This window comes from Nocardia rhizosphaerae, assembly GCF_042650365.1.
GTDB classification, from domain to species: domain Bacteria; phylum Actinomycetota; class Actinomycetes; order Mycobacteriales; family Mycobacteriaceae; genus Nocardia; species Nocardia rhizosphaerae.
Map to the genome: position 1 here is coordinate 286,611 of NZ_JBHSBA010000014.1, position 24,363 is coordinate 310,973.

The 24,363-nt window shown below is 70.0% G+C and carries 23 protein-coding genes and 1 pseudogene; 13 read left to right on the top strand and 11 right to left on the bottom strand.

Annotated features, from left to right (window positions below):
- Positions 1-98: 98 nt before the first annotated feature.
- The gene (proB, locus tag ACFOW8_RS21610) at positions 99-1,214 is read left to right on the top strand and encodes a glutamate 5-kinase (protein ID WP_378552974.1); all 1,116 of its coding nucleotides are present in this window, start codon (positions 99-101) and stop codon (positions 1,212-1,214) included.
- 202 nt (positions 1,215-1,416) lie between these two features.
- Positions 1,417-1,701 (top strand): hypothetical protein, encoded by a 285-nt coding sequence (locus ACFOW8_RS21615; protein WP_378552977.1) that lies wholly within the window; start codon positions 1,417-1,419, stop codon positions 1,699-1,701.
- A gap of 200 nt (positions 1,702-1,901) precedes the next feature.
- On the opposite strand, the gene ACFOW8_RS21620 is transcribed toward ACFOW8_RS21615, so the two are convergent.
- From ACFOW8_RS21620 to ACFOW8_RS21665, 10 genes and pseudogenes are all read right to left on the bottom strand, one after another.
- Positions 1,902-3,179, bottom strand: a complete 1,278-nt coding sequence (locus tag ACFOW8_RS21620) for a hypothetical protein (protein WP_378552978.1) — start codon at positions 3,177-3,179, stop codon at positions 1,902-1,904.
- 121 nt (positions 3,180-3,300) lie between these two features.
- Complete coding sequence (locus ACFOW8_RS21625; RefSeq protein WP_378552980.1) at positions 3,301-3,675, bottom strand: hypothetical protein; 375 nt, start codon at positions 3,673-3,675, stop codon at positions 3,301-3,303.
- A gap of 36 nt (positions 3,676-3,711) precedes the next feature.
- Complete coding sequence (locus ACFOW8_RS21630) at positions 3,712-4,446, bottom strand: ESX secretion-associated protein EspG (RefSeq protein ID WP_378552982.1); 735 nt, start codon at positions 4,444-4,446, stop codon at positions 3,712-3,714.
- Positions 4,447-4,537: 91 nt separating this feature from the next.
- A complete protein-coding gene (locus tag ACFOW8_RS21635) occupies positions 4,538-5,488 on the bottom strand; it encodes a D-isomer specific 2-hydroxyacid dehydrogenase family protein (protein ID WP_378552983.1) in 951 nt (316 codons plus the stop codon).
- 265 nt (positions 5,489-5,753) lie between these two features.
- A complete protein-coding gene (gene ligD / locus ACFOW8_RS21640) occupies positions 5,754-6,713 on the bottom strand; it encodes a non-homologous end-joining DNA ligase (RefSeq protein ID WP_378552985.1) in 960 nt (319 codons plus the stop codon).
- A gap of 53 nt (positions 6,714-6,766) precedes the next feature.
- Positions 6,767-7,156 carry a hypothetical protein gene (locus tag ACFOW8_RS21645; RefSeq protein WP_378552988.1) on the bottom strand — a complete coding sequence of 130 codons (390 nt, stop codon included), beginning with the start codon at positions 7,154-7,156 and terminating at the stop codon, positions 6,767-6,769.
- 63 nt (positions 7,157-7,219) lie between these two features.
- Complete coding sequence (locus ACFOW8_RS21650) at positions 7,220-8,320, bottom strand: methyltransferase (protein ID WP_378552990.1); 1,101 nt, start codon at positions 8,318-8,320, stop codon at positions 7,220-7,222.
- Between the two features lie 264 nt (positions 8,321-8,584).
- A complete protein-coding gene (locus tag ACFOW8_RS21655; RefSeq protein WP_378552993.1) occupies positions 8,585-10,708 on the bottom strand; it encodes a RecQ family ATP-dependent DNA helicase in 2,124 nt (707 codons plus the stop codon).
- Between the two features lie 69 nt (positions 10,709-10,777).
- Positions 10,778-11,056, bottom strand: a pseudogene (locus tag ACFOW8_RS21660) (RtcB family protein); the annotation flags it as partial.
- A gap of 916 nt (positions 11,057-11,972) precedes the next feature.
- The gene (locus ACFOW8_RS21665) at positions 11,973-12,848 is read right to left on the bottom strand and encodes a ribokinase (protein ID WP_378552994.1); all 876 of its coding nucleotides are present in this window, start codon (positions 12,846-12,848) and stop codon (positions 11,973-11,975) included.
- Positions 12,849-13,009: 161 nt separating this feature from the next.
- Between ACFOW8_RS21665 and ACFOW8_RS21670 the strand changes: the two genes are divergently transcribed.
- From ACFOW8_RS21670 to lexA, 11 genes are all read left to right on the top strand, one after another.
- Complete coding sequence (locus tag ACFOW8_RS21670; protein ID WP_378552996.1) at positions 13,010-14,275, top strand: glutamate-5-semialdehyde dehydrogenase; 1,266 nt, start codon at positions 13,010-13,012, stop codon at positions 14,273-14,275.
- Entirely contained in the window at positions 14,272-15,150 is an 879-nt protein-coding gene (locus tag ACFOW8_RS21675) for an AAA family ATPase (RefSeq protein ID WP_378552998.1), read from the top strand. Before ACFOW8_RS21670 ends, ACFOW8_RS21675 begins: the two co-directional genes overlap by 4 nt.
- A 1-nt stretch (position 15,151) precedes the next feature.
- Positions 15,152-16,543, top strand: coding sequence for a vWA domain-containing protein (locus ACFOW8_RS21680; RefSeq protein WP_378553001.1), 1,392 nt, complete (start codon positions 15,152-15,154; stop codon positions 16,541-16,543).
- 10 nt (positions 16,544-16,553) lie between these two features.
- Positions 16,554-16,895, top strand: coding sequence for an MmcQ/YjbR family DNA-binding protein (locus ACFOW8_RS21685; RefSeq protein ID WP_378553003.1), 342 nt, complete (start codon positions 16,554-16,556; stop codon positions 16,893-16,895).
- 359 nt (positions 16,896-17,254) lie between these two features.
- The gene (locus ACFOW8_RS21690) at positions 17,255-18,208 is read left to right on the top strand and encodes a hypothetical protein (protein ID WP_378553005.1); all 954 of its coding nucleotides are present in this window, start codon (positions 17,255-17,257) and stop codon (positions 18,206-18,208) included.
- An 11-nt stretch (positions 18,209-18,219) separates the two neighbouring features.
- Complete coding sequence (gene nadD, locus ACFOW8_RS21695; protein WP_378553007.1) at positions 18,220-18,864, top strand: nicotinate-nucleotide adenylyltransferase; 645 nt, start codon at positions 18,220-18,222, stop codon at positions 18,862-18,864.
- Positions 18,861-19,274, top strand: coding sequence for a ribosome silencing factor (gene rsfS / locus ACFOW8_RS21700; protein ID WP_378553008.1), 414 nt, complete (start codon positions 18,861-18,863; stop codon positions 19,272-19,274). The genes nadD and rsfS overlap by 4 nt, the downstream gene beginning before the upstream one ends.
- A gap of 71 nt (positions 19,275-19,345) precedes the next feature.
- Positions 19,346-20,005, top strand: coding sequence for a histidine phosphatase family protein (locus ACFOW8_RS21705; RefSeq protein WP_378553010.1), 660 nt, complete (start codon positions 19,346-19,348; stop codon positions 20,003-20,005).
- Positions 19,995-22,283: a diglucosylglycerate octanoyltransferase gene (gene octT / locus ACFOW8_RS21710; protein ID WP_378553012.1), complete on the top strand. Its 2,289-nt coding sequence runs from the start codon at positions 19,995-19,997 to the stop codon at positions 22,281-22,283. Before ACFOW8_RS21705 ends, octT begins: the two co-directional genes overlap by 11 nt.
- Positions 22,284-22,286: 3 nt before the next feature.
- Entirely contained in the window at positions 22,287-23,129 is an 843-nt protein-coding gene (locus ACFOW8_RS21715; protein WP_378553014.1) for a DegV family protein, read from the top strand.
- Positions 23,130-23,198: 69 nt separating this feature from the next.
- Positions 23,199-23,849 (top strand): transcriptional repressor LexA, encoded by a 651-nt coding sequence (lexA, locus tag ACFOW8_RS21720; RefSeq protein ID WP_378553016.1) that lies wholly within the window; start codon positions 23,199-23,201, stop codon positions 23,847-23,849.
- A 47-nt stretch (positions 23,850-23,896) separates the two neighbouring features.
- Here the strand turns inward: lexA and ACFOW8_RS21725 are convergent, their stop codons facing one another.
- The gene (locus tag ACFOW8_RS21725; protein WP_378553017.1) at positions 23,897-24,214 is read right to left on the bottom strand and encodes a hypothetical protein; all 318 of its coding nucleotides are present in this window, start codon (positions 24,212-24,214) and stop codon (positions 23,897-23,899) included.
- Between the last annotated feature and the right edge of the window lie 149 nt (positions 24,215-24,363).

Sequence of the window (24,363 nt, forward strand, 5' to 3'; positions counted from 1 at the left end):
CGGTGTCGGCGGCGGTCGGTCGATCGGCATACTGCGGTAGGTCACCGGCGTGCGCCGGGACCGTCGACGGCGGTGATCGCGGTGCAGGGAGTAAAGCAATGCGGGTGAGTTCGGAGCTGAGTCAGGCGCGCCAGGCCATCGTGTCGGCGCGCGCGGTCGTGGTGAAGATCGGGTCGTCGGCGTTGACCAGCCTCGAAGGCGGTCTCGACACCGATCGGCTCGACCGGCTGGCCGACGCCGTCGAGGCGCGGATGCGCGCGGGGTCTGATGTGGTCGTCGTGTCCTCGGGTGCCATCGGTGCCGGTATCGCGCCGCTCGGGCTGGCCCGCAGGCCGAAGGATCTCGCCACCAAGCAGGCGGCCGCGAGTGTCGGCCAGCTGGCGCTCGCCCATGCCTGGGGCACCTCGTTCGCCCGGTACCAGCGCACCGTCGGCCAGGTGTTGCTCTCGGCCGACGACTTCGCCCGGCGGGAGCATCATCGCAATGCCCAGCGCACGCTCGACCGGCTGCGATCCTTGGGTGCGGTCGCCGTGGTCAACGAGAACGACACCGTGGCGACCGAGGAGATCCGGTTCGGCGACAACGACCGGCTCGCCGCACTGGTCGCGCATCTGGTCGGTGCCGAGGCGCTGATCCTGCTCTCCGATGTGGCCGGGCTCTACGACGGCGACCCCCGCAAGGGCGACGCGAATTTCATTCCAGAGGTGCGTAGCAGCGCCGACCTCGACGGTGTCATCGCGGGCAGCGGCGGTGCGCTCGGCACCGGCGGGATGGCCTCCAAGTTGTCGGCCGCCCGCCTCGCCGCCGACGCGGGCATCCCCGTTCTGCTCGCCGCGGCCGCCGAGGCCGCGACCGCGCTGGCCGACGGCACCGTCGGTACCGCTTTCGCCGCCCGCCCGGTCCGCCTGTCCGGCCGCAAGTTCTGGGTCCGCCACGCCGCCGACACCCGTGGCGCCGTCCTGCTCGACGAGGGCGCCGTCGCTGCCGTCGGCGCGCGCCGCTCCCTGCTCGCCGCGGGCATCACGGGTATCCGCGGCCGCTTCTTCGGGGGCGACGTCGTCGACCTGATCGGCCCCGACGATCGCGTGGTCGCCCGCGGCGTCATCGAATACGACAGCACCGAAGTGGCCACCATGCTCGGCCGGTCCACCACCGAGCTCCCCGACACCATGCAGCGACCGGTCATCCACGCCGACGACCTGGTCAAGGTCTGAGCCGAAGCCAACGGCTCGACAAGGGATTCCGCCGCCCGGTGCAGAATGGGAGTACCCGAGTGCCGCGTCGGCGTTGATCGCCGTGCTGTGTGCTGATCCTCCGCGCCGGGAACTCCGGCCGGTTCGAACGGACCTGGCGCCGGTGTGCCTTTTGCCGAGTATGGTCAGCTGGGGAGCAGAGGCCAGCGGGGGAGGGTGATTCGTGCACTGGGTATTCGGCGTGGCCGGACTGATCATCGCGTTAGTAGTCGTCGATCTGATCGCCGTATGGGCGGAAAGACGGGGCTGGATCTACTGGCGTCATCGGCCGAGGACTGCCGGGGTCGGTTCGGGTGTGTTCGGTGAGCTGGAGTCGCTGATGTCGCCGTCCTATCGGCATGTCGTCGAGGAAACGCAGTCGCGGCAGATGGTGCGGATCGACCAGGCCGTCGGCGAGAAGCGGGGTCCGGTGGTCGTGGTGTTGCCTGATGACCGGTCGTCGCCGTAGGTGATTGTGGCGTGCCCGCCGCGGACGGAGCGCCTGCGCGGTGGCTGACCGGCGTGACGGAGGCAGCCAGGTGGTGTGGCCGAGACGTCACCGCTTCCAGCCGGATACCGGCGCCGGTCCCGCTCCGCCGACGTGGAGGTCCGGCAGGAGAACTGGTGTCAGGGCCGTGACTTCACTGCCTCGACGTGAGCTTCAGCAGGTCAACGCCGTGGCGGGATGACACCGGGTTGGTCCATGTCGATGTGGGGTGGCGGCGGTGCGCTGTAGGGCGCAGCTGCACCGGGAATGGGTCCGGTGACCCCCGGCTGGCCGCCGGGGTCGGACAGGCCGGGCGAGTCAGGGAGAGGGGGTGCTTGCGGGGCCGGCGGGGCTTGTTCCGGCTGCGGTGCAGGCGCCGGTGGTTCGGGTTGTTCCGGGACCGGCTGTTCCGAAGTAGGGACGGGCGCCGGGTTTTCGGTGGTGGGCGCGGGCTGTTCCTCGGCGGGAGCCGGGCCGCTCGGTGCCGGTCGTTCGGTCGGCGGCGCGGGCTGGTCCGACGTGGGAGCAGGAGCAGTCGATGGTGCCGGGTCCGCGGTCGGCGCGGGTGCTGTCGATGGGGCTGCGGGTTGCCCGGTCGTCGACGGCGGCGCTCGGTGCTCGCCGGGCTGCTCGGGCGCCGGGGCCGGCTGTTCCGAAGTGGGAACGGGCGCCGGGTTTTCGGTGGTGGGTGCGGGCTGTTCCGGGGCGGGGGCCGGGCCGCTCGGTGGCGTCGGCGTGGACGTATCGGTACCGGGGTCGGGCTGTTCGGGGGTGTGCGGTGCCTGCGCGTTCGAGTCCTGTTGTGCCGGTGGCGGTTCGGACGGTGCGGGGCCAGGCGTGCTCTGCGCCTGACCGCCTGGCGAAACACCGCCCGGCGCCGTCCCGTTCGAATCACCCTGCGGTGCCGTTACTTCCGGCGCAGCACCCGCGACACCGGGTGCGGGGGGCAGGGCGGGGACGGCGGTCCCGGCCAGGGTGTAGGCCGGCTTGTAGATCATGTTCATCGCCAGCACGGCTTCCTGGCGTAGTGCCTCGGCCGCCATCTGCGCGTCGATCACATGGGCCGCCTCCAGCAGTCGCGCGATGGTCCCGATCGGTCCGGCGCCACCGGGCGGCGCCACCGCGAATTTCACCGCCTCGCCTGCCGCGGCGACGGCCCCGAGCCGGGCCCCGACCTCACCGAATACGGCGGCGAGCTCGTCGACAGCGTCGGCGAAGCTGCGGGTACCGGCGAACGCGGCGTCGGCGGCGGCGCCCTCCCAACCGGCGTCCTCGATCAGCCGGTCGGCCGTGGCATGACCGAGCGAGGTGCTCAGCGTCGCCGCCGATTCCAGCCACGCCATCGACGCGCCGAGTACCTGCGCGGCGTCGATCTCCTGGGTGCGGGCATAGATCTGCTCGTGCGGGATGGACTCGAAATGCTCCATCGCACTGATGTAGGTCGGATCGGTTCCACTCATGCGACCACCCCGCCTGTGCTCGGCTGCGGCACGCGCCTGTACCGAACTCGCCTCGCACGCGGTGACCGCGACGGTCCTCCGCCGCGGCAGCTGCCCCCGCGCCGGACCCGGTTTCGTTCGCTCATCGGCGCGGCCTCGTGTCCACGGCACGCAGCGCGGCGGCCGCGGCGGCGTCGGCCTCGTCGTAGAGCCCGCCGCTGACCAGGAACGCTTCTTTCATCCGGTAGGCGGCCGCGATGTAGTGGTCGAGCAGGTCCGCCGCATCGCGCGCCTTGTGGGCGAAGCCTGCCTGCAACTGCTGGGCGGAGACGAAACCGCCGAAACCGGTGGCCTCGGAGGCGGATTCGAGACGTTGACGCAGCTGGGCGAGCAGGTCGGCCTGCTGTTCGTAGAGGTCGGCGCAGCGTCGGGCGGCGTCGGGTTCGAACTTCACCGTTCCCGCCGCGGCGGCGCTGCGGAACCGGGCGATCTCGGCTCCGCTGCTGTCGATCGTCATCGCCTTTCCCCTCCAGATCGTGCGTCGGCGTCCAGGCTAGCCGGACCTTCTCGTCTGCGAACCGTGCCCCGGTGCCAGCCTGCGCTGCAGCTGCGCCGCGAGCTGACCCGGCGCCGCGGGCACCACATGCACTGTTTCCCCTGCCCGCAGCAGATACCGGCCGTCACCCGCTACGTCGATCCAGCTGTAGTGCACCGGTGGGGCGGGGGTGGGCCGGTCCAGCCCGGTCTCGATCCGGATGTGGCCCTCCGCGGTGTGTGGGCGGCGCAGCAGCCGCTGGATTCTCGGCACGGCGGGGTGCGCCGCCATCACCGTCTCCTCGTCGCGCACGGCCTCGGCGTCGGCCTCGCGCGCCGGTTCCTTGCCGGGCGGGGTGTCGGGCAGGCAGGCGGCGACGCGGGCGCCGATTCCGGCGGTGTGCCCGATCGAAACCCGCACGCTGCCGCCGTAATCGGGCCGGGTCCCCGGCTCCTGGACCACGAGCACCGCGTGGTCGAACACCGCGCAGGCGAGCAGCCGGATCTCACTACCCGGCGTGTGCGCGCCGCCGACCAGCACGATTCTGGCATTCGGGGCCGCGATGATCCGCAGACAGGCGGCGAGGTCGGGATCGCCGCCGCTGGGTAGTCGGTCGTCCAGTCCGGCGCGCAGCCGGGCGGCTTCGTCCTCGGTGCGCGGGGATTCGAGCACCCGGATCGGGAACGGCATGCGGTCCTGTCCGGATTCGCGCCACACGTGCGCGAACTCGTCGCCGCTGAAAGTCCATCGCATTGCCGATCCCATCCTTACCTAGCCAGGACGAGGACAGCGTAACCGCCGGGTTCGATTCCGGCGCACCGTTCATAGCTCCGAATGGAAACGTTCAGTACCCGCGCTGCGGTTCGATGACGGCGGCCAACGGTTCCCCGGCGACGAATCTGGCCACGTTCGCGCCGACATGATCGGCGAAGGCGGCCAGCCGCAACTGCGGCGGATTCGAATCATGCGGGGTGATGATCGCGTTCGGCAAACTCCACAGCGGATGCCCGTCCGGCAGCGGTTCCGGCTCGGTGACGTCGAGTCCGGCGCCGCCGATCGCGCCCCGTGACAGCGCCTCGACCAGCGCGTCGGTGTCGATCAGGCTGCCGCGCGCCACATTGATCACCCACGACGACGGCCGCAGCCGAGCCAGCTCGTCGGCACCGATCAGATGCCGGGTCCGCGGGGTCGCCGGTGCCGCGACGACCACGTGATCTGTGTGCGACCAGACCCGGCCGAGCTGGTCTGCGGGTACCGTCTCCACGCCGGCCGGGATGCCGTCGCCGGTCACCGGCCTCCCCGAACGGTTCACCGCGATCACGTTCGCGCCGAGCGGTGTCAGCATCGGGATCAGCGCGCGCCCGATCCCGCCTGCGCCGACGATGGTCACCGTCTTGCCACGCAACGACCCGACGTGCGGGAAGAACTCGCGCTGCTGCCAGGTGCTCGCTCGCAGGTGTTCGGGCAGGTAGCGCACGCCGGCCAGCAGCAGCATCAGCGCGTGTTCGGCGACGCTGTGCGCGAACGCGCCCGCCGCCGAGGTGAACAGCACGTCGGGATGGGTGGCGAACACGCCCGCCTCGAAGAAATCCTCCACGCCGGCCGCGGGCAACTGGACCCAGCGCACGCCAGCGGGCAGTGCGGCGGGGAAGTCGCCCGGGGTGCCGGTCCAGATCATGGCGTCGGCGGCGGCGAGCTCGCCGACCTGCGCGCCCGCGCCGACGACCGCCTTCTCGAGCAGGCGGGGTGCCTGCGGGTCAGGGCCGATCGCGATCGTCGTCGCGGTGTCCTGCACGGAGACCTCCTGTTGGTCGGCTGGCGGCGAGGCCGGTGTCCTCGGCGTCGACTTCATGGCTCCCCCGATTCTTCCCTCCCGCGCGAACGTCGGTGGCCCCGCCCCTGGTTGGCGCGGTTGTCCGAACCGAACCGCCGGGATCGGTCGGTGACGTGACGATTCTCGGCACAACGCAATCCACTCGCCGGGTCGGCCGCCGTTGCGCCGTGCTCGGCGCGAATGTCACCGACGTGCCGCTCGCCCGCCCGCGGTGGGTCGTGGGTGTTCACGATTCGTCGAGGTCGACCGGTTCGTCGACGCCGTGCCGATCGGCGAGCTCGAGCAGCGGGGCGATGTCGAAGACGGCGTCGTCCATGCCGGCCTGGATGTCGCCGAGTTCGGTGTAGCGGGCGGGGACGGTCTCGATGGTGAAGTCGCGCGGGTGGATGTCGTCGATCTCGGCCCAGCGCACCGGTGTCGACACTGTCGCCGCCGGGTTGCCGCGCACCGAGTAGGCGGCGGCGATGGTGTGGTCGCGCGCGTTCTGGTTGTAGTCGACGAACAGCTGAGCCGGGTCCCGATCCCGCCGCCACCAGGCGGTGGTCACGTCCCGGGGCGCCCGGCGCTGCACTTCCTGCGCGAAGGCCAGCGCGGCCCGCCGCACATCCTTGAACCCGAATTCGGGCGCGATCCGCACATACACGTGCAGACCGGAGCCGCCGGAGGTCTTCGGCCAGCCGACAGCGCCGAGTTCGTCGAGCACCTCGTGCACCACCCCGGCGACCCGCCGCACCCGAGACCACGGGCAGTCCGGCATGGGGTCGAGGTCGATCCGCCACTCGTCGGGGGACTCGGTGTCGCTCGCCCGCGAGTTCCACGGATGAAATTCCACGGTGGACATCTGCACCGCCCAGATCACGTCGGCCAGTTCCCGCACGCACAGTTCGTCGGCGTGCCTGCCGTAGCGCGGAAAGTACACACGCACGGTCGGAATCCAGTCCGGCGCTCCGCCGGGCAGCCGCTTCTGATGGACCTTCCCGCCGGGCAGGCCCTTGGGGAACCGGTGCAACATGCACGGCCGGTCCCACAGCGCGTTGACGATCCCGTCACCCACGCTCAGGTAGTACCGCACCAGATCCAGCTTGGTCGCGCCGAGTTCGGGGAAGTACACCCGGTCCGGGTTGCTGATCCGCACCGAGCGCTCACCCACCGGCAGTTCGACAGCCGGAGTCGCAGACTTGGCCACCCGCGCAACGATAGCCGAGCCGGTCCGCTCCCGAGGGGGAGCGGACCGTCGGACTACAGCTCGTAGACGCCGAACGCCCGGTGCTGGATGCACATCGGCATCACGTGAACCCGTTCGGTCCACTCGTACTTGGCCGCCGCCTCGACGGTGCCGCGCTCGTCCACGCAGACGCTCGCGGTGCCCGGCATGGTCAGCGGGTTCACCACGGCCAGCGGGATCCCGGCGTGGATATTGCTGTAGAGGCCGCCGCTGAAGCACAGCGGGGTGATGGCGATGCCACGGCGTGCGCTCTCGCGGTCGGCGGCGGCCTGGGCGCCGGGGACGCCGGAACAGTCGAGCGGGTTCTCGTTCGTCGCCTGCGCCGGCGCGGTGAGAAGGGTGAATCCGGCCGCACAGCCCGCGGCGACGGCCATCAGGGATCGAGCAAATGAGGTCCTGGTCATAGCCGCATTGAAACATCGGTGACCGCCGGCACCCACAATCGCCAACCGGCGTGTCGGGCGCGATCAGCGCGGGCGGGCCTCCAGAACGGATTCCGGAGCGGCGGTGGGCACGGTCCGCAGCAGGGTGAAGCCGCTGCGCGCGAGCAGCTCGCGGAACTGCGTCTCGGTGCGTTCGAGGCCACCGTCGGTGTTGATCAGCATCTCCAGGTCGATGAAGTTGCCCGGATGCGGTCGCTGATGCTCGGGCAGCACGAGTTCGATGACGAGCAGCCGGGCCGCCGGGTCCATCGCGGCCTTGACGGTGCGCAGGATCTGCTCGGCCTTCTCGTCGGACCAATCATGCAGGACATGCTTGAGCAGGTAGGCGTCACCGCCCCGAGGTACTTCGGTGAAGAACGAACCAGCCTGCGCCGTGCAGCGTCCGGTGAGCCCGCGGGTGGCGAATTCGGCATCGAGGTGCTCGACCACATCCGGGAGGTCGAACACGATACCCTTCGCGGTCTCGTTGCGGTCCAGGATCTCCACCAGCAGGCTGCCGTGTCCGCCGCCGACATCGACCAGGGTGGCGAACCTGCTGAAATCGTAAGCAGCGAGGATCGGCCCGATCGACAGCGTCGCCACGCTGGTCATCGCGCTGTCGAACAGGTCGCCGATCTCGCGGTGGGTCGCGACGTACTCGAAGAAGCCGGCGCCGTCGAGAGCGGGACCGACGGATTCGCCGGTGCGGATCGCGTCGGTCAGGTGGGTCCAATGGTTGCGGTGGAAGGGCGATCCGAAGAACCGCGCCGCATCACGCATCGTCACCTCGCCATCGCTGCGCAAGGCCGAACTCATCCGGGTGAGCGCGTAGGTCCCGTCGCGATGCCGAGCGAACACACCGAAACTCACCAGCAGCCGCATCAGCCTGCGGACACCGTCCTCGTCGGCGCCCACCGCGGCGGCCAGCTCACCCGCGCTGCGTCGTCCACCGGCCAATTCGTCGGCGATCCCGAGTTCGGCGGCGGCACTGATCGCCTGCGAAAGGAAACCGGCCATCTGCAGTTCCAGTAGGGCGATGTGGCCTGGCACGAGCTTGCGCTGCAGTGCCCCGAGGCCGTTGCGGATTCGTTCGACGGTGCGGAGCACCGGCGTCGGCGGGAGCTTCTTCGGTGCTGTGGACGTCATCGTGACTCCATCCTCGGCCCGGTCGACCTGCGCGTACCGGGGCAGTCTATGTCGGAGCGTGGATGCGGGGGCGTTGATCGGCGGCGATCGGCGGAGGTGGGCGTGGCGGGCGCCGCGGCGCGGCCGATCGGGCCTGCGGTATGGACGGTCACCGCACGCGCCCCGCTCCGCCACGGGTACAGCCGGCGGCACGTCCGGGACGACGCGGCGGCCGATCTGCGGCGTCGATCGCCCGGCGCGGTGCCGACGACGGCGCAGGCGCACTCACGTCGGTGTCGCGAGTGCGAAGGGCAGAACCGCGTCGGCACCACTCGCGCGCAGGGCGTTGGCGGCCACGGTCATGGTCCAGCCGGTGTCGGTGAGCGCGTCGACCAGCAGGATCGGGCCGTCGACGCCGGTCAGATCGGGCACTTCCCACGAGTCGAACAGCCCGGCCACCCGGTGCGCCGAATTCGCCGCGGACACCGGCGGCCGGTCCGGCCGTCTCCGCAGGATGCCCAGGTTGTCGAGTCTGCCGATCTGCGCCAGCCGCGCCGCCGTGCTGGCCGTGAGCTGTGGATGACGCGGCGAGTCAAGCGCCAGTACCGCGGTCGGGCGGGCGGCCCAGTCCCATTCGCGCAGCACGGCGATACACGCGTCGAAGACGGCGTCGGGTACCGGTGCGTCGGGTTCGTCGAGCAGCGTGCGCAGCCGCTGTCCCCAGCCGAGGTCGGTCAGTCTGCCCACTACCCGGCCGGTCTCGGCGCCGTCGGTGATCTTGCCGGACAACGGGATTCCCAGCTTGGCCATGCCTGTCGGCCACTGCTTGCGCGGAGCCAGATCGAGTCCGGGCCGGTCCAGCCGGGCCCGGGTAGCGTCGATGGCGACCGCGTCGACTGTGGTGTCGGGGCCGGTGCCGGTGCAGTTGTCGCACCGTCCGCAATCGGGGGTCGCCGCGTCGGGGGCGCCGAGTCCTGGATCGTCGAGCTGGCGGCGCAGGAAGGTCATCCGGCAGGCGGTGGTCGCCTGGTAGTCGATCATCGCCTGCTGTTCGGTATCGCGGGCCGCGGCGAGCCGTTCGTAGCGTTCGGTGTCGTAGTTCCACGGCTCGCCGGTGGACAGCCAGCCGCCGCGGACCCGGCGGACCGCGCCGTCCACATCGAGCACCTTGAGCACCATCTCCAGCCGTGACCGGTTCAGTTCGACGAGCGGTTCGAGCGCAGGGGTCGACATCGGTCGCTCGGTGTCGAGCGCGGCGAGGACCGCGCGCACGATGTGCTCGCGCGGGAAGGCCACCGAGGCGAAGTAACTCCAGATCCGCGCGTCCTCGGGGCCGGGCAACAGCACGACCTCGGCCCGGTCGGTGCCGCGGCCTGCTCGCCCGACCTGCTGGTAGTAGGCGATGGGTGAGGACGGTGCGCCCACATGCACTACGAAACCCAGGTCGGGCTTGTCGAAACCCATGCCGAGCGCCGAGGTCGCGATCAGTGCCTTGACCTCGTTGTTCAGCAGTGCCGCCTCGAGTGCCTCGCGCTCGGCCGGGTCGGTCTGCCCGGTGTAGGCGGCGACGGTGTGACCGTGCGCGGCGAGTAGATCGGCCAGGTCGTGCGCGGCGGCCACAGTGAGGCAGTAGACGATGCCGGAACCGGGGAGCCGGTCGAGCTGTCCGGCCAGCCAGGCCGTGCGCCGCACCGTGTCGTCGAAGCGCACCACCGACAGGTGCAGCGATTCGCGATCGAGCGTGCCGCGCAGGACCAGGGTGTCGGTGCCGATCTGCCCGGCGACATCGGTGACGACGCGGTCGTTGGCGGTGGCCGTGGTCGCCAGCACCGGAATGCCGGAGCCGAGGTCGGCGATCAGGGTGCGGATGCGCCGGTAGTCGGGACGGAAATCATGACCCCAGTCCGACACGCAATGCGCCTCGTCGATCACGACCAGTCCGGCATCGGCGGCCAGCCGCGGCAGCACCTGATCGCGGAAGTCCGGATTGTTCAGCCGTTCCGGGCTCACCAGCAGCACGTCGACCGCGCCGTCGGCCACCCGCTGATGGATCTCGTCCCACTCGGTGACATTGCCCGAGTTGATCGTGGCCGCCACCACCCCGGCCCGCTCGGCCGCCGCCACCTGATTGCGCATCAGTGCCAGCAGCGGCGACACGATCACCGTCGGTCCGCGCCCGGCCCTGCGCAGCAGCTTCGCCGCGATGAAGTACACCGCCGATTTACCCCAGCCGGTGCGTTGCACGACCAACGCCCGCCTGCGCCGCACCACCAGCGCTTCGATCGCGGTCCACTGGTCCGCCCGCAAGCGCGCCGACGGCCCGGCGAGCTCACGGAGCAACTCCTCCGCGCGTTCACGCAGGTCGGGAGCCGTCAGGTCGAGCAAGTCGGTGCCGGTCGGTGTGGTCATGCAGACCATGGTGCCCGACCCCACCGACAAGGCGGATCCGGTAGCCGCCCATCCGGCGTCGAGGCAGGCTCAGCCCTTCACGCACAGCACCTGGCGCAGCGTCGCCACCACATCGACCAGGTCGGCTTGCGCCGCGATCACCTCGTCGATGTCCTTGTACGCCGCCGGGATCTCGTCGACGACTCCCGCGTCCTTGCGTGACTCCACGCCGTCGGTCTGGGCGACCAGGTCGGCGACCGTGTACTGCTTCTTGGCGGCGGTGCGGCTCAACCGCCGTCCCGCGCTGTGCGACGCGGACTGGAACGACGCCGGATTCCCCTTGCCCCGCACCACATATGAGCGGGTGCCGTCGATCCGGGGTCAGCGCGAGCTTGCCGTTCAGGCGGGTGGCATCATGGCAGCACATGGATTTCGCGGGAAGTCGAATGGGGGTCGCAGTTGTGAATACACGCAACGGTGTCGAGAAACTGATCGACCCGGAAGTTCCGGCAATGGCCTACGCGCTCGGTTTGCTTCAGGCCGACGGAGCACATGATGGGAACCCTGATGGGAAGAAGGGACGAATTTCCCTCGAGCTCGCTGTTCGAGACGAGAGTGTACTTCGGGAACTCGCCGACGTATTACCGTGCTATTCCTCGATTGGCCATCGTAGCCGGACGACCAACTTTTCTCTTTGCTCGAACACTGCAACCCTGCGTTTCTACGACCGTCACGTCCGACGAGAGTTCGCTGATCTGGGAGTGATGGTTGGGCAAAAGGCGTCTTGTATCCGCCCGCCGCTCCAAGCTTTTGCGGCGGCCGACTACTTGCGCGGATTGCTGGATGGTGACGGGTCGATCGGTTTCACTCGCAAAGGCGAACCATTCGTGAGTTTCGTGACAGCAAGTCCGGCCGTCGCGGACTTTTTCTGTGACACAGTGCGGGCCGTCTGTGGGGTGACGCGTACCGCGCGACCGAACCGGCGGGACGGCGTTTGCAACGTGATGGTGCTGAATCGAGCAGCCTCACAGCTTGCGGCGTGGGTGTGGTACTCGCCGGATGTGCTCGGACTCGAAAGGAAGCGTTCGATTGCGGCCAAGGTCGCGCAATGGGCACCATCATCGGACAGAGCGAGCCGGTACGGGGTCCCGCGAAAGCGGTGGACAGCAGCCGAGGACGAGATCGTTCGATCGCTTGGGACCGCAGAAGCGGCGCACCGACTCAACCGGTCCGTGTCCAGTGTTTCTGCTCGCCAGTGGAGGCTACGGAATAGTCAAGTGTCGGCTCATTCATCAAGCAACGCCGCGGTGATTTCTTCCAGGTGAGGGATCGATGAGCTTGCTCCCAGTTTGGCTGTCGCTAGCGCGCCGGCGGCATTGGCCCAGATCACTGAAACGCCTGGACTATCGCACCATTTCGCGCAAAGTGCGCCGGTGAAGGCGTCACCCGCGCCGGTGGTATCCACGACCGACACCGCCAGCCCGGCGACCGCGAACTCGGTGCCGTCGTCGGCCCGGTAGCTGGCACCTTCGCTGCCGAGGGTCCGCACCACGTGCGGAACGTGGTCGAGTTCGACCGAATATCGCTGTGCCTCCGCCGAATTCACGACGGCGATGTCGATGTCTGCCCACAGGTCGGCGGGCAGTGGGCGGACGGGCGAAGGGTTCAATGCGACGGTGGTGCCGGAGGCGCGCGCGTGCCGGGCCGCGGCAGCGACGGTGCCGAGCGGAATCTCCAGCTGGCACAGCAGCAGGTCGGCATCCGCGATCGCCGTGAGCTCATCTGCGGTCAGCTCGGTGACCCGGCCGTTCGCGCCGGCGACGACGATGATGCTGTTCTCGCCGGTGCCGTCGACCACGATCGCCGCCACTCCGCTCGGTCCGTCGACCGTGCGCAGCAGTGAGGTGTCGACCCCGGCGTCGTCGAGCGTCGCGCGCAGGGTGGTCCCGAAGTCGTCGTTTCCGACGGCTCCGAGGAAGCGCACCAGCGCGCCCGACCGCGCCGCCGCGATCGCCTGGTTGGCGCCCTTGCCGCCGGGCACCGTGGTGAAGCTCGATCCGAGGATGGTCTCGCCCGGCTCGGGCCTGCGATCGGTCGTCGTGATCAGATCCATGTTGACGCTGCCGAGGACGACGACGGTCGGCGCGGCGGAACTGTCCATGGTCGCCAACCTAGGCGATCGCACCGATCGGCCGCGGGCGGTTACGGCAGGCGAGACCACCGGAAATCCTGTGGATAACCGCGTCCCGCCGCCGGTCGGGGCGGTATTCCCGGGTCCGGGCGGCGGCGAGCCGGACGACCGGGCTGCGTAGTCTGATACCCATGACGGTAGAAGTGACCCCCGAGCTCGACATCCGCGCCGCGGTGCACGACGCCGCCCGCAGGGCTCGCGTCGCGTCCCGCGTGCTGGCTCAGCTCACCACGGCACAGAAGAACGAGGCACTGCACGCAGCGGCCGACGCCCTGCTCGCCGCCGCCGATCGCGTGCTCGCGGCCAACGCCGAAGACATCGCGACCGCGCGGGCCGCCGGCACCGAGGAGAACCTGCTCGACCGGCTGCGGCTCACCGAGGATCGCATCGATGGCATCGCCTCCGGTCTGCGTCAGGTGGCCGGGCTGCCCGATCCGGTCGGTGTCGTCGTGCGCGGCTCCACGCTGCCCAACGGGCTCGAGATCCGCCAGACCCGGGTACCGCTCGGGGTGGTCGGCATGGTGTACGAGGCCAGGCCCAATGTCACCGTCGATGCCTTCGGTCTCGCGCTCAAGTCGGGCAACGCAGCGTTGCTGCGCGGGTCGTCCTCGGCGTCCGACTCCAATGCCACCCTGGTCGACGTGCTGCGCGAAGCGCTTGTGGCCCAGGGTCTCCCGGCCGACGCGGTGCAGCTGCTGCCGAGCCACGACCGGTCCAGCGTCACCCATCTGATCCAGGCCCGCGGTCTGGTCGACGTGGTCATCCCGCGTGGAGGCGCCGGGCTGATCAACGCCGTCGTGCGCGATGCACAGGTGCCGACCATCGAGACCGGCACCGGCAACTGCCACGTCTACGTGCACGCCGCGGCCGATCTCGAGATGGCAGAGGCCATCCTGCTCAACGCCAAGACCCGCAGGCCCAGCGTCTGCAACGCGGCCGAGACGGTGCTCGTCGACGCCGCAGTTGCCGAGACCGCGGTGCCGCGGCTGAGCAAGGCGCTCGCGGAGGCCGGTGTCACCATCCACGGCGACCAGCCCGGCCAGATACCGGCGACCGATGCCGATTGGGGCGAGGAGTACCTCACCATGGACATCGCCATGAAGGTCGTCGACGGTCTGGACGCCGCCGTCGAGCACATCAACACCTGGGGCACCGGCCACACCGAGGCCATCGTCACCGCCGACCTGGCCGCGGCCAGGGAGTTCACCACCCGCGTCGATGCCGCGGCCGTCATGGTGAACGCGTCCACCGCGTTCACCGACGGCGAGCAGTTCGGCTTCGGCGCCGAGATCGGCATCTCCACCCAGAAGCTGCACGCCCGCGGCCCGATGGCACTGCCCGAACTCACCTCCACCAAGTGGATCGTGTGGGGCGACGGCCAGACTCGGCCGGTGTGATCGTGACCCTGGTAGCGGAACCGATCTTCACGTCGGTAGACGATGTCATCACCCGGCTCGCCGAGACCGGATACCTGGCCGACAAGGCCACGGCCACCTCGGTCTTCCTGGCCGACCGCCTCGGCAAACCCCTGCTCATCGAGGGCCCGGCCGGTGTCGGCAAGACCGAGTTGTCGCGCGCGGTAGCCCAGGTGGCCGACGCAGAACTGGTGCGGTTGCAGTGTTACGAGGGTGTCGACGAGGCACGCGCCCTCTACGAGTGGAATCACGCCAAGCAGATCCTGCGCATCCAGGCGTCGAGCGAGAACGATTGGGCCGAAACCAAAGCCGACGTCTTCACCGAGGAATTCCTGCTGGCCCGCCCGCTGCTCACCGCCATCCGGCGCAGCGATCCGACCGTGCTGCTGATCGACGAGACCGACAAGGCCGATGTCGAGATCGAGGGCCTGCTGCTGGAGGTGCTCAGCGATTTCGCGGTGACCGTGCCCGAACTCGGCACCATCACCGCCACTCGCAGGCCGTTCGTCGTGCTCACCTCCAACGCCACCCGCGAACTGTCCGAGGCGCTCAAACGCCGCTGCCTGTACCTGCATCTGGACTTCCCCGACGAAGACCTCGAACGCCGCATCCTGGCCAGCCGGGTGCCCGAACTGTCGGCGTCGGTGGCCGAGCAGCTGGTGCGGGTCGTGCACGTGCTGCGCGGGATGCAGCTCAAGAAGCTGCCGTCGGTCGCCGAATCGATCGACTGGGGTCACACCCTGCTCGCGCTGGGTGCCGAGGATCTCGACGACGCCACCGTGCGCGCCACCCTCGGCGTGGTGCTCAAGCACCGCAGCGACCACCAGCGTGCGCTGGCCGAGCTGAAGCTGGCCTGAGATGAGCGCGCCTGCCCCGCACGGGCTCGGCGGGCACGTCGCCGGATTCGTCGCGGCGCTGCGTGCCCGCGGCGTTCCGGTCGGGCCGTCGGAGACCGTCGATGCGGGCCGGGTACTCACGGTGCTCGACCTGCTCGACCGAGAGTCGGTGCGTGAGGGGCTGGCGTGCGCGCTGCTGCGCCGCCCCACCCACCGCGCCACCTTCGACGGACTGTTCGACCTGTGGTTTCCGGTCGCAGTGGGCGAGCGCACCGCCACGGTCCCCGAGGTGCCGCGCACCCCCGACGGGCAGGTCGATCTGACCGCCCTGCGTGAGCAGCTGGCCGAACTGCTGACCACCGAGGACAGCGGACCCCGGTTGCAGCTGCTGGCCGGGCAGATCGTCGAACAGCTCGGGCAGTACCAGTCGGCGCGCGGGCCCTCGTTCTCCGCATACCAGGCACTGAAAGATCTTGCGCCACAGACATTGCTGTCGCGGGTGCTCGCCGGGCTCGGCCTGCCACCGGATGCGAGCGACCGGGATACCGAGGTCGCACAGCGCCTGGTGCGCGAACGGATCGCGGGCTTCCGCAAGACCGTGGAGGCCGAAACCAACCGCCGCGTCGCCGAGCAGATCGGCCGCGATCGGGTCGCCACCTACGGCGTAGCCCGCCAGGCCGAGGACGCCGACTTCCTGCGCGCCTCCGAACGCGAACTCGCCGAGCTGCGCCGCGGCACCCAGCGGTTGGCCAGGATTCTTGCCGCACGGCTCGCGGTGCGACGCAGGCGGTCCCGTCGCGGCGAGATCGACCTGCGCAAGACCTTGCGCGCATCGATGTCCACCGGCGGCGTCCCGATCGACCTGGTGAACCGCAAGCCGAGACCAGGCCGCCCGGAACTGGTACTGCTGTGCGATATCTCGGGGTCGGTGGCCGGGTTCAGCAACTTCACCCTGCTGCTGGTGAGCGCGCTGCGCGAGCAGTTCTCCCGGGTGCGGATCTTCGCCTTCGTCGACCGCACCGACGAGGTCACCGAGTTCTTCGGCCCGGAGATCGGGCTCGACGACGTGCTCACCCGGATCTTCACCGAGTCCCGCATCATCGACGCCGACGGACACTCCGACTACGGACAGGCGCTGACCACCTTCGCCGACGGGTTCGCCGACGCGATCACCAGTCGCAGCTCACTGCTCGTCCTCGGCGACGGCCGCACCAACTACCGCAATCCGCAGCTGGATACCCTGCGCGGTCTGGTCGACACCGCCAAGCACGCGCACTGGCTGAATCCGGAACCGCGGAACCTGTGGGGCACCGGTGATTCGGCGGCCCGCGAGTACGGCGAAGTCATCGAGATGCACGAATGCCGGTCCGCCCGGCAGCTCACCGAGGTGGTCTCCCGGCTGCTGCCCGTCTGAAGGAGTGGTGATGGGTGACGATCTGCTGCGCTACTGCCTGGCCAAACCCGGTGCCTGGCAAGACGAACCATGGGAGGGCGATGTCGTCGCCAAGGTCGGCGACAAGATCTTCGCCTTCCTCGGCACCGGCACCGCGATCAGCCTCAAATGCGGCCGCGACCGCACCGAGGCCGACGAACTCGTCCGCATCTATCCCGACGACGTGAGCGCCTCCGCCTATATCGGCCGCTACGGCTGGAACAGCATCGCCGTCGGCGGCGCGGTCCCCCCGGACGAGATCCGTGAGCTGATCGATGCCTCCTACGATGCGGTCGTCGCCAAGCTCCCGAAGTCGAAGCGCCCCAGCGCCTGACACTTTCAGCGAACGTTAAGCCGCTGAAAGGCGCTGCCGACCAAGATCGCCGCCATGCTGGCTGGGGCGTCGCGCGACGATGAGCGATCGGTTCGGACTCCGATGATGGAGGAGGTCCGCTCGACGCGAGTCGGGGTCCGTTGGTCCCGGTCCGCCCGGTGAACGATCCGGTCGGCGATGAGCCCGTACCAGATGGAGCCGGTGCGGCCGATGTCGTCGGTGCCGCCGATCGACCCGGTGCCGCCGGTCGGCTCGATGACACCGACGGTCGTGGTGTGGCTGGTGGATCGAGCTTCGCGGTGGCCAGTCCCGGTGCAGCGAGCGGAACCGGGCCGGTGGGCGCACCCGCGGATCAGGGCGTGAACCTGTCCGTGGCATCCGGGCTGATCGAGCTGTGCGCGACGGAAGCAGGTCCGGCGGACGGGCCGCGGGCGTTGCCGAACGGGTCCGGCGCCAAGGTGGCGCGGCGGCTGGCCGAGATCGCGGCGGCGCGGCTCCTTGACGCTCCGGCGGCGGCGGAGGAGCAGCTGCGGCGGGCACTCGTCGTCGGCTACGGCGAACTCGAACCGCGGGAGCGCGCCCAGCTTCGCTCCCGGCTCGTCACCGCGATCGCGGCGCAACCCGGTCGTGACCGTGATCTGGCCGGAGCCGCCGCCGCTGCCGCGGCCTGCTGGCAGCCGATCTCGGCGGCCGATTCGGCGCATCTGTGGCTGGTCGCGGGCCGGGCCTGGCATCGGGCGGGCAGACATGCCAGAGCCGCCGCCGCGTTCGATCGCATTCTGTTCGGCGTCGACGTCGCCTACCCGCGCGGTGAGCTGGCGCTGGTCCGGTCCGAGTTCGCCGAGTCGCTGCTGCGGCTCGGCCGCTATCGGCAGGCCGCCTGGCAGTTCACCGAGGCGGCCCGGCTGCTCGACGGCTCGGCAGCCGACCGGCACCAGCACGCCGACCTGGTGTGGTCGGCGGCTGTCGCCAGGGAATGCTGTGGTCAGGAATCGGCCGCGATCGGCGGCTACCTGCGGGCCGCGGGACTGTGGGGTGAGCTGGGCAAGATCGTGCCCCGTGCCCGCTGCCTGCGGGCGGCCGCGTGGCTGCAGCTGCGCGGGCCAGGAGGCCGGATCCGCGGGCCGTGGTGGCTCACGATCGCAGTGCTGCTGACCGAGCTCCACCAGCTGATCGCCGTCGAGCCTGCCGCACATCTCGCCGAGGAGCTCGATCGCACTCGCGGCCAGTTCGCCCAGATGTGCGCACAGGCTTCGGGCCGCCGTGCCGATCCCGAGCACTCCGGTCCGCTCCATGGCCATCACCCCCGTTAAGCTCGGACCTCATGCACGAGACAGCTCGGCCGCGCCGCAAGCTCGGCGTCATGGGCGGCACCTTCGATCCCGTCCACCACGGACACCTGGTCGCGGCGAGCGAGGTCGCCAACCGGTTCGAGCTCGACGAGGTCATCTTCGTGCCGACCGGCCAGCCGTGGCAGAAGGCGAACAAGCAGGTCAGCCCTGCCGAGGACCGCTACCTGATGACCGTCATCGCCACCGCGTCCAACCCCAGGTTCTCGGTGAGCCGGGCCGATATCGAACGCAACAAGGTCACCTACACCGTCGACACCCTGCGGGAGATGCAGACCGCGCACCCCGACGCGGAGCTGTACTTCATCACCGGTGCGGACGCGCTGGCCAACATCCTGACATGGCAGGATTGGACCGAACTGTTCGAACTGGCGAAGTTCGTCGGGGTGAGCCGTCCGGGGTACGAGCTGAACACCGACCATCTCGAGGAGCATCTGCGGGACTTTCCCGCCGACGCCGTGACGATGATCGAGATCCCCGCGCTGGCCATTTCGTCGAGCGAATGCCGCCGCCGCGCCGCGGAGGGTCGGCCGGTCTGGTACCTCGTCCCCGACGGCGTGGTGCAGTACATATCGAAGCGGCACCTGTATGGGCCCGCAGAAACGGAAGGTAAGGCATGAGTGCCACCGCGGAAGCGGTCGAGATGGCCAAGGTCGCGGCACTCGCGGCCGACGACAAACTCGCCACCGATGTCGTCGTCCTCGACGTGTCCGAACAGCTGGTGATCACCGACTGCTTCGTGATCGCCTCGGCGCCCAACGAGCGCCAGGTCAATGCGATCGTCGACAATGTCGAGGAGAAGCTGCGCGCGGCCGGGCACAAGCCGGTCCGCCGCGAAGGTACTCGCGAGGGCCGCTGGGCGCTGCTCGACTACGTCGACATCGTGGTGCACATCCAGCACAACGACGAGCGCAATTTCTATGCGCTGGAGCGGCTGTGGCGGGACTGCCCGACTGTCGCCGTCGAAGGTATCGCCGCACCGGCGGCTCCGGCCGCCGCCGACGCACAGGCAGAGGGCGACACGGAGTGAGCGGTCAGGGCCCGGAGGCGGGAGCGGAGCGTGAACACGCAGGGCCACCGCTCACGACAGAGAATCCGCGCGTGGGCAAGTACGCCCATGTGCGCACGCTGATCCTGCTGCGGCACGGGCAGACCGAATGGAACGCGGCCGACCGGATGCAGGGTCAGATCGATACCGATCTCACCGACCTCGGCAGGCAACAGGCCAAAGAGGCGGCGCGCGAACTGGTTTCCCGCAATGCCATCGCGGTCCACGCGTCCGATCTGCGCCGGGCCAAGGAGACGGCACAGGCCCTCGGTGACATGAGCGACCTGCCGGTCGTCACCGATACCCGGCTGCGGGAAACCCACCTGGGTGACTGGGAGGGGCTGACCCACCTCGAGGTCGACGCCGACTACCCCGGCGCGCGGGTGCAGTGGCGCCTCGATGCCACCTATCGGCCGCCCGGCGGCGAGAGCAAACTCGAGGTCGGTGCGCGGTCGCTGCCGGTGGTGCGCGAACTGTACAACGAGCGGCAGGATTGGCCGGGCCGGACTATTATCCTCGTTGCGCACGGCGGGCTGATCGCTGCCCTCACGGCCGCGTTGCTGGATCTGCCACCGGCGAATTGGCCCGCCCTGGGTGGGCTGGCCAATACGAGCTGGGTGCAGCTGTCCAGCCACGGCCCTGACATCGACCGACCCGGCTGGCGCCTCGATGTTTGGAACGCAGCGGCGAAGGTAGCTCCCGATGTCCTCTGAAGAGCCCGTCCGATCGGTACCGGACGAACTGTTCCAGCAGGTGACGGCCAAGGCCGGACGGCAATTGCCGGACGCGCTGTTCGGCCCGCCACCTGCTCGGCCCGCACGCCAAGAGCGTGAGGAGCCGATCCGTTCGGTACCGGACGAACTCTTCAAGCAGGTCACCGCGCGCAGCGAACGGTCGCTGCCGGATGCCCTGTTCGGCCCTGCCCCCGCCCCGGTCGCCGCGGAGCCCGTCCAGGGTGATTCCGCCGCCGACACGGCGTCCGGCGATGGTGGCGGTGCGCCGGACGAGGTCGCAGGCGATGCCGAGGACGACCGACCCGCGACAGGTGTAGCGGCGGGCCCGCCTGTCGCGGCGAGCGAGGCCGCCGCACCGGTAGCGAAATCCGCTGCCACCCAGCCGGATACCGCGGCGGTTTCCGGCTCCGGTGCCGCAAGCGAACAGCGCGCGCCCCACGCTCCGGTCGCGTCCGACGCTACCGCCGAACTCAACGCCGACGCGGTCGTCACCGTGTCGGTCGATCAGGCGCGGGGGACCGACACGGCTGCCCCGGTGACCGTGGCCGGGTCCTCCGGGTCGACCACTGTCGGTGCTTCCTCGGCCGACGTGGCGAGTTCTTCCGCGGAGACTGTGGCGAGTCCGAGTGCGGTGAGCGAGGCAGGCTCCGGTGGGTCGAGCGTGGCCAGCCCTTCCACGGAGAGCGTGGTCGGGTCTTCCGCGGAGAGCGCGGCTGTGCCCGCGTCGGCCACTGAGTCCGACCCTGCTGCGGCAACCGAGGCAGGGCAGTCTGCGGAGACCGGTGCAGTGTCCACTCGGTCGACCGCGGCCAGTCCTTCTGGTGCGAGCGTGGCCGGTCCTTCCACGGAGAATACGGCTGCGCAGGCGTTGGCGACCGTGGCCGGACTGACCGCACGGGAGCACGCGGCTGTGACCGCGGCGCAGAACGAGGCAGGGCCGACCGCCGCGACTGCGGCCGGGACCGCTGAGCGCACGGAGGACGATTCGGCTGCGGCGACTGAGGTCGGATCCCCTGCGGTGACCGAGGTCGGGTCGGCGGTGGAAACCGGGGCGGGCTCTGCTACGGGCACGGCGACCGTTCCGAGGGCCGAGAGCGTGGTGGCGTCCGGTGCGGAGCGCGAGGGCGTTGCGGCAGCGGTTCGCGGCGAGACTGCCGGAATCATGGCGACCGGCGATGTTGTCGCCTCGGCGACCGCCGTCGATTCCGCCGGTACCGGAGCGGTGACCGAGGTGGTCGGCGCGACCAGTTCTTCGGGCGCCGAACCGGTTGGTGTTGTGGATGTCGCGCCGGGCGCGGTCTCCGCCGGACGGACCGCCGCGGAAGTGCCCGGTTCGGTCGACGCTGCGGCAGCGAGCGTCTCCGCGGTGGGGATTGCCGATGGCCCGGTATCGGATTCGGCGCCCGGGTCCGAGGTTGTCACCGCCGCGATCGGCGTACCGAACGTGGCGACCCTGACCGCGGTGGCCGTCGACGGGCAGCGGGAGCCGGTGCGCGCCGAGGATCCGCCGGTGGCGGAATCGGCCGAACCGCGTGCGGTGGAATCCGCGTCGCCGCGACCGGTGCTGCTCGTGATCGCCGATTCCCTCGCGTACTTCGGGCCGAAGGGCGGACTGCCCGCCGACGATCCCCGGATCTGGCCGAATATGGTGGCCGCCGAACTGGATTGGGATGTGGAGCTGATCGCGCGGATCGGCTGGACCTGCCGCGACGCCTACTGGGCGCTGATCGGCGATCCCCGGGTGTGGGCCGCGGTCCCGCGGGCGGGCGCGGTCGTCTTCGCGGTCGGCGGCATGGATACGCTGCCCTCTCCGCTGCCCACCGCGCTGCGCGAGATGATCCGCTACATCCGGCCGCCGAAGCTGCGCCGCGGCGTGCGGGCCACCTACAACTGGCTGCAGCCGAAACTGTCGAAACTCGGTCGGCCCGTGGCACTTCCGCCGAAAGTGAGCGTCGACTACCTGGAACAGTCGCGCGAGGCGCTCGCGCAGTTGCGCCCCGAGCTGCCCGTGGTGTCGGTGCTGCCGTCGGTCCACAAGTGCGACGCGTATGGCCGAGTGCATCGGGGCCGGGCTCGTGCGGTCAAGGCGCTGCGGGCATGGTCGGGTCGCACCGCGGTGCCACTGGTCGACCTCGGCGAGGCGGTGCGCGACGACATCGAGTCGGGCGCGGCGAATCCGGACGGGATCCACTGGGGCTGGGCCGGACACGCCGCGGTGGCGACGGCGATGACCAAGACGCTGCAGGAGGTCAGGTAGTCCGTGCCCGTTGTGGTGGTCACCGATTCGGCGTCCGGCCTGCCCGCCGATGTCGTCGCCGAGCTCGGTATCGAAGTGGTGCCGTTGCATGTGTTCGTCGGCGACCGGCAGATTCGGGAGGGCGTCGATCCCGTCGAGATCGACTACGCGACGGACACGGTGAGCACCTCGGCCGCCTCGCCCGGTGAGCTGCGGGCAGCCTATGAACGAGCGTTGACGCACAGCGACGGGGACGGTGTTGTCGCCGTGCACTTGTCCCGGACCCTGTCGGCGACCTGGGAAGCGGGACGGCAGGCGGTGCGTGACATGGATGCCGAAGACCGGGTGCGCCTGGTCGATTCGCTCGGCGCGGGCCTGGCGACCGGCCTGCCGGTGCTCGCGGCGGCCCGCCGGGCACGCGCTGGCGCCGCGCTGGACGCGGTCTACGAGCGGGCCGTGGTGGCGGCGGCGCGCGCACGCACGTTCATCCTGGTCAATCGCACCGAACAACTGCGTAGGGGCGGCCGGCTGAGCAGTGCCGCCACCTTCTTCGGCAGCGAGCTGGTGACGAAGCCATTGCTGCAGCTGGTGGAGGGCAAGCTCGAGCTGCGCGAGAAGGTGCGGACCCGGTCGCGTGCCTACACGAAGCTGGTCGCGGCGGCAGTGGAGGCCGCGGGCCGAGACGGTGCGGCGCTGGGTGTTCAGCATCTCGGCGCCGCTGATGCCGCCGAGTCCGTCGCGGCCCAGCTGCGCGAGCAGGTGCCCGGTATCGAGGAGCTCCACGTCACCGAGTTCGGTCCCACCCTGGGAATCCACCTCGGGGTCGGTGCGCTCGGCGTGCTCGTCGTGCCCGGCGGGTGCTCGTGACACTCGCCGCCGCTGACGCGCCGGAGCCTGCGCACCCGCACTGACCCGGCGGACCTCTACGATTCCCCGGTGACCGGATACGACGACTTCGATTTCCCCGACACCACGCACCTGCCGCCGCGCAGACAACACATTCTGGCCGTGATCCGGGATTCGGTACTCGCGCACGGCTATCCGCCGAGTGCGCGGGAGATCGCCGACGCGGTCGGGTTGCGTTCCACGTCCACGGTCTCGAAGCATCTGAGGGCACTGGAGGAGGACGGTTTCCTGCGTCGCGGCTCCACGATGACCCGCCCGATTGATGTGCGGCTGTTTCTGCGCGATTCCCCCGCGGCGAATTCCGCGGCGTCGGTGACCGTGCCGGTGGTCGGCGACATCGCGGCGGGCACGCCGATCCTGGCCGCTCAGCACGCCGACGACCAGCTTTCGCTGCCACGGGAACTCGTCGGCCGCGGTGAGGTTTTCGGCCTCCGGGTGCGCGGTGACTCGATGATCGACGCCGCGATCTGCGACGGCGACCTCGTCGTCGTCCGCAGCCAGCGGGAGGCGAACAACGGCGACATCGTGGCCGCCATGATCGACGAGGAAGCCACCGTCAAGGTGTTCCGCCGCCGCAACGGACACATCCACCTCGAACCACGTAACCCCGCCTATTCCGTCATCGACGGCGACGAGGCCGTCATCCTCGGCAAAGTCGTCTCCGTGATGCGCCGGCTCTGAACCTGATCCGGGTGCTGCGCCGCGCCCGGCTCGGTACATCGTGCCGTTCATGGCAGGAGATACAAGCGTTCGTTGGGCAGGCGGGGGAGTCCGTCGCAGTGCCGGGAATCGACCGCGACAGCGCACGGACGTCTGGCCGCGATGTCCTGGACGAAGGCCAGTGCGGCCGTGCGGCACGCCGCGAATTCCATCCGCACGGCGGCGAACCGCACCAGCACCCTGATATCGGGTTCTTCCGGCCGCGGAGAGCGGGCGGTGGGCGCGATCGGTGTCTTGTGCGCTGGCGCGCAGGTGATCGGGTGGCTGCGCGGCCTGCTCGCCCGGCAGGCTGTCCGGAACCGAGGTCCGTGAGGTGTGTTCGGCATTGGCGCACCGTATGTCAACGACGCGAACGCACGCCGCGTCCGACCGGCATCCGACCGAGAGTTGTCCACAGGCAACGGGTTATCCACAGGTTTGATTCCGGTGCTGGTCACCCTGGCGTTCGGGATCGGCAGCGGTCGTAGTTTCGGTG

Bases quoted from the DNA above. Each gene is read 5' to 3' on its own strand.
- proB (WP_378552974.1), top strand. From the start codon at position 99: ATGCGGGTGAGTTCGGAGCTGAGTCAGGCGCGCCAGGCCATCGTGTCG.
- ACFOW8_RS21620 (WP_378552978.1), bottom strand. From the start codon at position 3,179: ATGAGTGGAACCGATCCGACCTACATCAGTGCGATGGAGCATTTCGAG.
- ACFOW8_RS21625 (WP_378552980.1), bottom strand. From the start codon at position 3,675: ATGACGATCGACAGCAGCGGAGCCGAGATCGCCCGGTTCCGCAGCGCC.
- ACFOW8_RS21630 (WP_378552982.1), bottom strand. From the start codon at position 4,446: ATGCGATGGACTTTCAGCGGCGACGAGTTCGCGCACGTGTGGCGCGAA.
- ACFOW8_RS21645 (WP_378552988.1), bottom strand. From the start codon at position 7,156: ATGACCAGGACCTCATTTGCTCGATCCCTGATGGCCGTCGCCGCGGGC.
- ACFOW8_RS21650 (WP_378552990.1), bottom strand. From the start codon at position 8,320: ATGACGTCCACAGCACCGAAGAAGCTCCCGCCGACGCCGGTGCTCCGC.
- ACFOW8_RS21655 (WP_378552993.1), bottom strand. From the start codon at position 10,708: ATGACCACACCGACCGGCACCGACTTGCTCGACCTGACGGCTCCCGAC.
- ACFOW8_RS21665 (WP_378552994.1), bottom strand. From the start codon at position 12,848: ATGGACAGTTCCGCCGCGCCGACCGTCGTCGTCCTCGGCAGCGTCAAC.
- ACFOW8_RS21670 (WP_378552996.1), top strand. From the start codon at position 13,010: ATGACGGTAGAAGTGACCCCCGAGCTCGACATCCGCGCCGCGGTGCAC.
- ACFOW8_RS21680 (WP_378553001.1), top strand. From the start codon at position 15,152: ATGAGCGCGCCTGCCCCGCACGGGCTCGGCGGGCACGTCGCCGGATTC.
- ACFOW8_RS21685 (WP_378553003.1), top strand. From the start codon at position 16,554: ATGGGTGACGATCTGCTGCGCTACTGCCTGGCCAAACCCGGTGCCTGG.
- nadD (WP_378553007.1), top strand. From the start codon at position 18,220: ATGCACGAGACAGCTCGGCCGCGCCGCAAGCTCGGCGTCATGGGCGGC.
- rsfS (WP_378553008.1), top strand. From the start codon at position 18,861: ATGAGTGCCACCGCGGAAGCGGTCGAGATGGCCAAGGTCGCGGCACTC.
- octT (WP_378553012.1), top strand. From the start codon at position 19,995: ATGTCCTCTGAAGAGCCCGTCCGATCGGTACCGGACGAACTGTTCCAG.
- ACFOW8_RS21725 (WP_378553017.1), bottom strand. From the start codon at position 24,214: ATGCCGAACACACCTCACGGACCTCGGTTCCGGACAGCCTGCCGGGCG.